Consider the following 6777-nt stretch of genomic DNA (forward strand, 5'->3'; position numbering starts at 1 on the left):
GAGGGCCGCATCCAGGCCCGGGCCGGATATCTGCCGCAAGTCTCGGCCTCTGCCTCGGTCAGCTCCCAGCATAGCGAATCACAGAGCACGTTCTATATCGGCGGTTCGCCGGTCTCGTCCGGGAGCGTGTCCGATTCAACGCCGAAGAATTACTCGGTCACCGCCAGCCAGTCGATTTATCGCGGCGGCTATAATGGTGGTGCGGTGGACCAGGCGACGGCGCTGATCTATGCCGGCCGCGAATCCCTGCGCTCGGTCGAACAGACTGTGCTCGTCGATGCCATCACCGCCTTCATGGATGTCCGCCGCGACGCTGAAGTGGTGAATATCCGCCGCAATAATGCCGACGTGCTGGCGCAGCACCTCCAGGCCGCGCGTGACCGCTTTGAAGTTGGCGAAATCACGCGCACCGATGTGGCCCAGGCCGAGGCGCGCCTGTCGGGCGCCCAGGCCGAATTGTCGGCGGCGCAGGCGCAGCTGGCCACCAGCCGCGCCGCCTATGAACGGGTCACCGGCCAGCCACCGGCGACCTTGCAGGATCCGCCGGCCCTGCCTGAATTGCCGGAGGCGCTCGCCGATGCGGCTGAAATGGCCTATCGCTACAGCCCGCAACTGGCGGCCGCCCAATATGCCGAGGATGCGGCGAGTCATTCGATCCGCATGGCCCGCAGTTCGTTGCGGCCGCAGGTCTCGCTCTCGGCTTCGGCTTCCGGTTCGCGCGACGCCTCCTATGCCGGCGACGAGCGTGATTCGACTCAGATTGTCGGCCAGGTTTCGGTGCCACTTTTCACCGGTGGGTTGAATCGCTCGCGGGTGCGCGCCGCCATCGCCCAGGAAGAGCAGACACGCCAGCAGACCCTTCTGGCACGGCGCCAGGTCACCGAAGGTGTCACCAATACGTGGAATGGCTACATCACCTCGCAAGCCGTTATCGAGTCGAGCCGGCAGGCAGTCCGGGCCAATGAGATCGCCCTCGACGGCGTCGAGCAGGAAGCCTATGTCGGTCTGCGGACAACGCTCGATGTGCTTGATGCGGAACAGGAATTGCTGGCTTCGCGTCTGACGCTGGTGACCGCGGAACGTGATTCCTATGTCGCCGGTTATCGCCTGTTGCAGGCCATGGGCCTGCTGTCGGCCGAGCGCATGGGTCTGGGCGTCGAGATCTATGACGTGGCCGGCACGCCGGATCGTTCAGTTTTCCCTAACTTTGATTTAACACCCTGGAATTAGCCTGAATAAAGATTCTTGGGCTGGACAGGCAGGGCTGCGCCCGGTTTATTCGCCTGATACGAGAAACGACCGGTTAGGGACGTGCGCGACCATGGCAGAGCAAGCCGCCGACAACGAACCATCAATGGAGGAGATTCTCTCCTCAATTCGACGGATCATCAATGAAGACGATGCCCCGGACGAAGCGGAGGCCGAACCGGCCGCTGCGGCGCCGGAGCCTGCGCCCGCCGCTGCGGCGCCGGAGCCTGCCGGCAATGACCAGGGCGCGATCGATGATATTTTCGGCGATGCCGGCGATGATGATGCCGGCGATGTGCTCGAGCTGACCGACCGGATCGAAGAACCCGAGGGTGGTACGGACCCGATTGTCGGCGATGATGATCTGATGATTGTCGATCGCGATGATGATTTCGAGATTGTCGCCGAGGAAATCGCGCCAGAACCGGAACCCGAGCCTGAACCAGAGCCGGTGATGGATTTCGATTCGGTCGAGACCGAGATTGAAGACGCGCTGATGAGCGAGCCGGCCGCATCCGCAGCGATGGGCTCATTCCATTCCCTGGCTGATACGATCCGCATTTCCGATGAGGAAGGCCGCACGCTGGAAGGCGTGGTCCGCGCGCTTCTGCGCCCGATGCTGAAGGAATGGCTCGACACCAATCTGCCGGGCATCGTCGATGAAAAGGTCCAGGCCGAGATCGACCGGGTCGCGCGCCGCCGCCGCTAACTGCACGGGGCAGGGCAGAATTCATTAAAGGGCATCGACTGAATAGTCGGTGCCCTTTATTCATGCGCCCCATGATGGAAAAGACATTCGACCCCCGCGAAGCCGAAACCCGCCTCTACCAGGGCTGGGAATCATCCGGTGCCTTCAAGCCGAAGGAGGATCCCGAGGCGGATCCCTTCTGCATTGTCATTCCGCCACCGAATGTGACGGGCCGTCTGCATATCGGCCATGCGCTCAATAATACGCTGCAGGACGTGCTGATCCGCTATAAGCGCATGCTCGGCGACAGCGTGTTGTGGCAGCCGGGCACCGACCATGCCGGTATCGCGACGCAAATGGTGGTCGAGCGCCAGCTGGCCGCCGAGGGCAATATCTCGCGCCGCGATCTTGGCCGCGACGCCTTCATCGAGCGCGTCTGGGCCTGGAAAGAGGAGAGCGGCGGCGAGATCATGGGGCAATTGCGCCGTCTCGGTGCCTCCTGTGACTGGAGCCGCGAGCGCTTCACCCTCGATGACGGCCTGTCCGCTGCGGTGCAGAAAGTCTTCGTCGAACTGCATGAGCAGGGCCTGATCTATCGCGACAAGCGCCTGGTGAACTGGGATCCGCATTTCCAGACCGCGATTTCCGATCTCGAAGTCGAGAATCGCGAAGTCCAGGGCCATTTCTGGCATTTCGCCTATCCGCTGGCCGATGGCTCCGGCGAGTTGGTCGTCGCGACCACACGCCCGGAAACCGTGCTCGGCGATGCCGCTGTGGCCGTGCATCCCGATGATGAGCGCTACCAGCATTTGATCGGCAAGATGATCCGTCTGCCGATTGCCAATGTCGAAATTCCGATCGTCGCCGATGAGCATGCCGATCCGGAGCAGGGCACGGGCTGCGTCAAGATCACGCCGGCGCATGATTTCAACGATTTCGAAGTCGGCAAACGCCATGACCTGCCCAAGATCAATCTGCTCGACCGCGAAGCCCGCTTCCTGACCGAGGATGACGGCACAGGCGGTCTCGACCGCATCCCGGCCGAATGGCGCGGTCTCGACCGTTTCGAAGTGCGCAAGCTTCTGGTCGCCCGCATGGACGAGCTCGGCCTGCTGCGCGAAGTCGAGGACAAGCTGGTGATGCAGCCCTTCGGCGACCGCTCCAATGTCGTGATCGAGCCTTGGCTGACCGACCAGTGGTATGTCGATGCCGCGACGCTGGCGAAAGACGCCATCACCGCCGTCGAGGACGGCCGCACCACTTTCCATCCGAAGAATTGGGAAAAGACCTATTTCGAATGGATGCGCAATATCCAGCCCTGGTGCGTCTCGCGCCAGCTCTGGTGGGGCCATCGCATTCCGGCCTGGTATGACGAGGCCGGTGAGGTCTATGTCGCGGAAAACGAAGCGGCGGCGCTGGAGCAGGCCGAAGCCAGGCATGGCCGTAGTGTCGCGCTGACCCAGGACGAGGACGTGCTCGACACCTGGTTCTCCTCCGCCCTGTGGCCGTTCTCGACCCTGGGCTGGCCGGAGAAGACCGCTGAAGTGGCGCGCTTCTACCCGACCTCGGTGCTGATCACGGCCTTCGACATCATCTTCTTCTGGGTTGCCCGCATGATGATGCAAGGCCTGCATTTCATGGGCGAGGTGCCGTTCAAGGACATCTATATCCATGCCCTGGTCCGCGATGAGCACGGCCAGAAAATGTCGAAATCCAAGGGCAATGTCATCGATCCGCTCGAGCTGATCGACGAGTATGGCGCCGATGCCGTGCGCTTCACCCTGGCCGCCCAGGCCGGGCAGGGCCGCGATATCCGCATGTCCAAGGACCGCGTTGAAGGCTATCGCAATTTCACCACCAAGCTGTGGAATGCGGCCCGCTTCTGCGAAATGAATGAGTGCAAGCCTGACACCGCCTTCGATCCGAAATCGGTCCAGCAGACCGTCAATCGCTGGATCCTGTCGGAATGCGAGCAGACGGTGAAGGCCGTCAATGCCGGCCTCGATAATTTCCGCTTCAATGAGGCGGCCGCTGCGGCCTACCGCTTCGTCTGGAATGTATTCTGCGACTGGCATCTCGAACTCGCCAAGCCCCTGTTCATGGGCGATGACGAGACCGCCAAGGCCGAGACGCGGGCGACGACCGCCTTCGTGCTCGATCAGGCGCTCAAACTGCTCCACCCCTTCATGCCCTTCGTCACCGAAGAGCTCTGGGCCCAGACCGGTAATCGCGACACTCAATTGATCGTCGCGGCCTGGCCGCAGCTCGACGGTCTGACCGATCCCGACGCCCAGGCCGAGATGGACTGGCTGATCGGCCTGGTCACCGATCTGCGCCGTCTGCGCGCCGAGATGAATATCCCGCCGGGCGCCCAGCTCGATGTCGCCGTGATCGGCGCTTCGGACGAGACGCGTGCGCGACTGGAGCGTCAGGACACGCTGATCAAGCGCATGGCACGGCTGGCCAGTGTGACACCGGCCGACAGCGCCCCGCAGGCCTCGGCCCAGACCGTGGTCGGCGAGGCAACCTATGCCCTGTTGCTCGCCGGTGTGATCGATTTCGATGCCGAGCGCGCCCGCATCGGCAAGGAAATCGCCAAGCTTGATGGCGAGATCAAGCGGCTGGACGGCAAGCTCGGCAATGAACGTTTCATCGCCAATGCACCCGAAGCCCTGGTCGCCGAACAGCGCGAGAAACTGGCTGACTATGCGACGCAACGCGTCAAGATGGTCGAGGCACTGGAGCGGCTCGCCGCGATGTAGGCAGGGGGAGTGGGGGCATGAACGAGGAATTTCAGGGCCTCTGGCGCGCGACGCTGGAGCCGTGGCTGGCGTCGCTTGAAGCGGAACGCAAGACCAGCGTGTCGCGCTTTATCGCCTGGACGGGCGGCATGTCGCTGATTGGCCTGGCCATTGGCGGCTATATCTATAGCCGCGAACCGGAATTCATGTTCCCGCTGATCGGGACCTTCTTCGGCCTGGTTGGAGGCATGCTGATCGGCGGCCGGCGGATGGAGCGGCTGCGCAAATCGATCAAGACCGAGCTCAACACCAAGATCGCCGAGGTCTGCCAGCTCAACTATGCCCTGACACCACCGGTGCCGGCACGGTTCGAGACTTTCCGGGCCTATGGCCTGCTGCCCAGCTATACCCGCTGCAAGTTCGAGGATCATTTCTCGGGTGAGCGGCTGGGCTGCGATTTCGAGCTCTATGAGGCTCATCTCGAACAATACCGCAAGACCGGTAAAACCAGCCATTACGTCACGGTTTTCCGCGGCGTTTTGATCCGTGTCAATTTCCCGCGCAAGGTCGAGGGCGTCACCGTGATCACGCGCGATGCCGGCATTTTCAACGGCCTGGCGGCCCTGGGCCGCTCCTTTGGCTCGAAAAAGCTCGAACGCATCGCCCTGGTCGATCCGGAATTTGAAAAGGCCTTCGAGGTCTATGGCACCGACCAGGTGCTGGCGCGCTACATGCTCGACCCGGCCTTCATGGAACGCCTGGTGCGGCTGGAAAAGGCGCTGAAGGGCAAGAATGTCCGCGCCGCCTTTGACGAGCATAGCGGCGAAGGCGAATTGCTGATCGCGGCCGAGACAGGCAATCAGTTCGAGGCCGGCTCGATGTTCAAACCACTCGCCGACGAGGCCCGCATCAAGACCATCATCGATGATCTGACGCGTGTGATCGGTATCATCGAAGACTTGGTCAAACCGCCACAACTGGGCGAGGGCGGCTGAGGCGCGTCAGGCGGCGCGCACGGCGCTCACTTCGCTGCGGATCTCGTCCCAACGTGCTTTGCCGATCGAGGCGAGGTCGAAATTATTCTGCAAATTCATCCAGAAGCCGACTGTTGTGCCGAAGGCGCAGGCCAGACGAGACGCCATCTCCGGAGAGACGGCCTGCTTGCCATTGATAATCCGCGAGACATTGGCCGGCGCGGTCTTCAGGGCCAGGGCAAGCTGGCTGGCCGACAGGCCATACGGCTTCATGAACTCCTCGACCAGGATTTCCCCGGGATGGACCCGCAGCCCGAACATCGGGGTCTCCATCAAATTTTCCATCTTTGTGCTCATCACTTCATTCCTCGTTCGTCGTGTCCGTTTCAATCGGGCCTAGTGGTAATCAACGACCTCGACTTCCGCCGGCCCGTCTTCGGTCCAGCGAAAGCAGACACGCCACTGGTCATTGACCCGGATCGAGTGCTGCCCACCGCGATTGCCCTTGAGAGCTTCCAGCCGGTTGCCCGGCGGTGAACGAAGATCGAGCAGCGACTCCGCCGCGTGTAATTGTGCCAGTTTGCGGACGACAATCCGGCTGACATTCTGCCATCCCACACTCCCCGGCGGGCGACCCTCCTCCGCGAGTGCCTGCGCGGCTTTGTCTTTCCAGGACACTATCATGCCGAAAGGGTATTACAATGTACGTAATAAGTAAACGGCTGGCCCGGGGGCTTGAGCGCTGCAGCAACCCCCACCGCTACAGCGAAAAAATCCCTAGGATCGGAATATGATCCGAGGCCTTGGGTTCGCCGCGGGTGGCCTTGTGGATCTCGATGCTTTCCAGATGGTCCGCCGCCTGCGGTGAGCACAGCAAATGGTCGATGCGGATGCCCTGGCCCTTATTCCAGCGGCCGGCCTGGTAATCATAGAATGTGTATTGGTGGGCGCGGCCATCGAGTTGTTCGAAGGCCTCGGTCAGGCCGAGCCATTTGAGGCGGTCGAAGGCGGCGCGGCTTTGCGGCAGGGCGAGGGCGTCCTTCTCCCAGACTTCCGGATCCCAACAATCACTGTCGCGCGGGATGACATTGTAATCGCCGGCCAGGATGAGCGGTTCTTCCAGCTT

Annotated in this window: 7 protein-coding genes; 4 read left to right on the forward strand and 3 right to left on the reverse strand. The window is 62.1% G+C overall.

The features are described 5' to 3' along the window. From AAC023_RS12920 to AAC023_RS12935, 4 genes are all read left to right on the forward strand, one after another. On the forward strand, positions 1 to 1230 hold a 1230-nt coding region (locus tag AAC023_RS12920), incomplete at its 5' end, for a TolC family outer membrane protein (RefSeq protein WP_339741609.1). A 124-nt stretch (positions 1231 to 1354) separates the two neighbouring features. Beyond that, entirely contained in the window at positions 1355 to 1957 is a 603-nt protein-coding gene (locus tag AAC023_RS12925) for a DUF2497 domain-containing protein (RefSeq protein ID WP_339741610.1), read from the forward strand. A 71-nt stretch (positions 1958 to 2028) separates the two neighbouring features. After that, complete coding sequence (locus AAC023_RS12930; RefSeq protein ID WP_339741611.1) at positions 2029 to 4698, forward strand: valine--tRNA ligase; 2670 nt, start codon at positions 2029 to 2031, stop codon at positions 4696 to 4698. Positions 4699 to 4715: 17 nt separating this feature from the next. Beyond that, positions 4716 to 5672 (forward strand): DUF3137 domain-containing protein, encoded by a 957-nt coding sequence (locus AAC023_RS12935; RefSeq protein WP_339741612.1) that lies wholly within the window; start codon positions 4716 to 4718, stop codon positions 5670 to 5672. Positions 5673 to 5678: 6 nt separating this feature from the next. Here AAC023_RS12935 and AAC023_RS12940 read toward each other — a convergent pair whose 3' ends face one another. The 3 genes from AAC023_RS12940 to AAC023_RS12950 all read right to left on the reverse strand — a co-directional run. Further along, positions 5679 to 6008, reverse strand: coding sequence for a HigA family addiction module antitoxin (locus AAC023_RS12940; RefSeq protein ID WP_339741613.1), 330 nt, complete (start codon positions 6006 to 6008; stop codon positions 5679 to 5681). A 39-nt stretch (positions 6009 to 6047) separates the two neighbouring features. Further along, on the reverse strand, positions 6048 to 6269 hold the full coding sequence (locus tag AAC023_RS12945) for a type II toxin-antitoxin system RelE/ParE family toxin (RefSeq protein WP_339741614.1): 222 nt from the start codon (positions 6267 to 6269) through the stop codon (positions 6048 to 6050). A 142-nt stretch (positions 6270 to 6411) separates the two neighbouring features. Then, on the reverse strand, positions 6412 to 6777 hold a 366-nt coding region (locus AAC023_RS12950; protein ID WP_339741615.1), incomplete at its 5' end, for an endonuclease/exonuclease/phosphatase family protein.

Source organism: uncultured Maricaulis sp., assembly GCF_963976135.1.
Lineage (GTDB): Bacteria > Pseudomonadota > Alphaproteobacteria > Caulobacterales > Maricaulaceae > Maricaulis.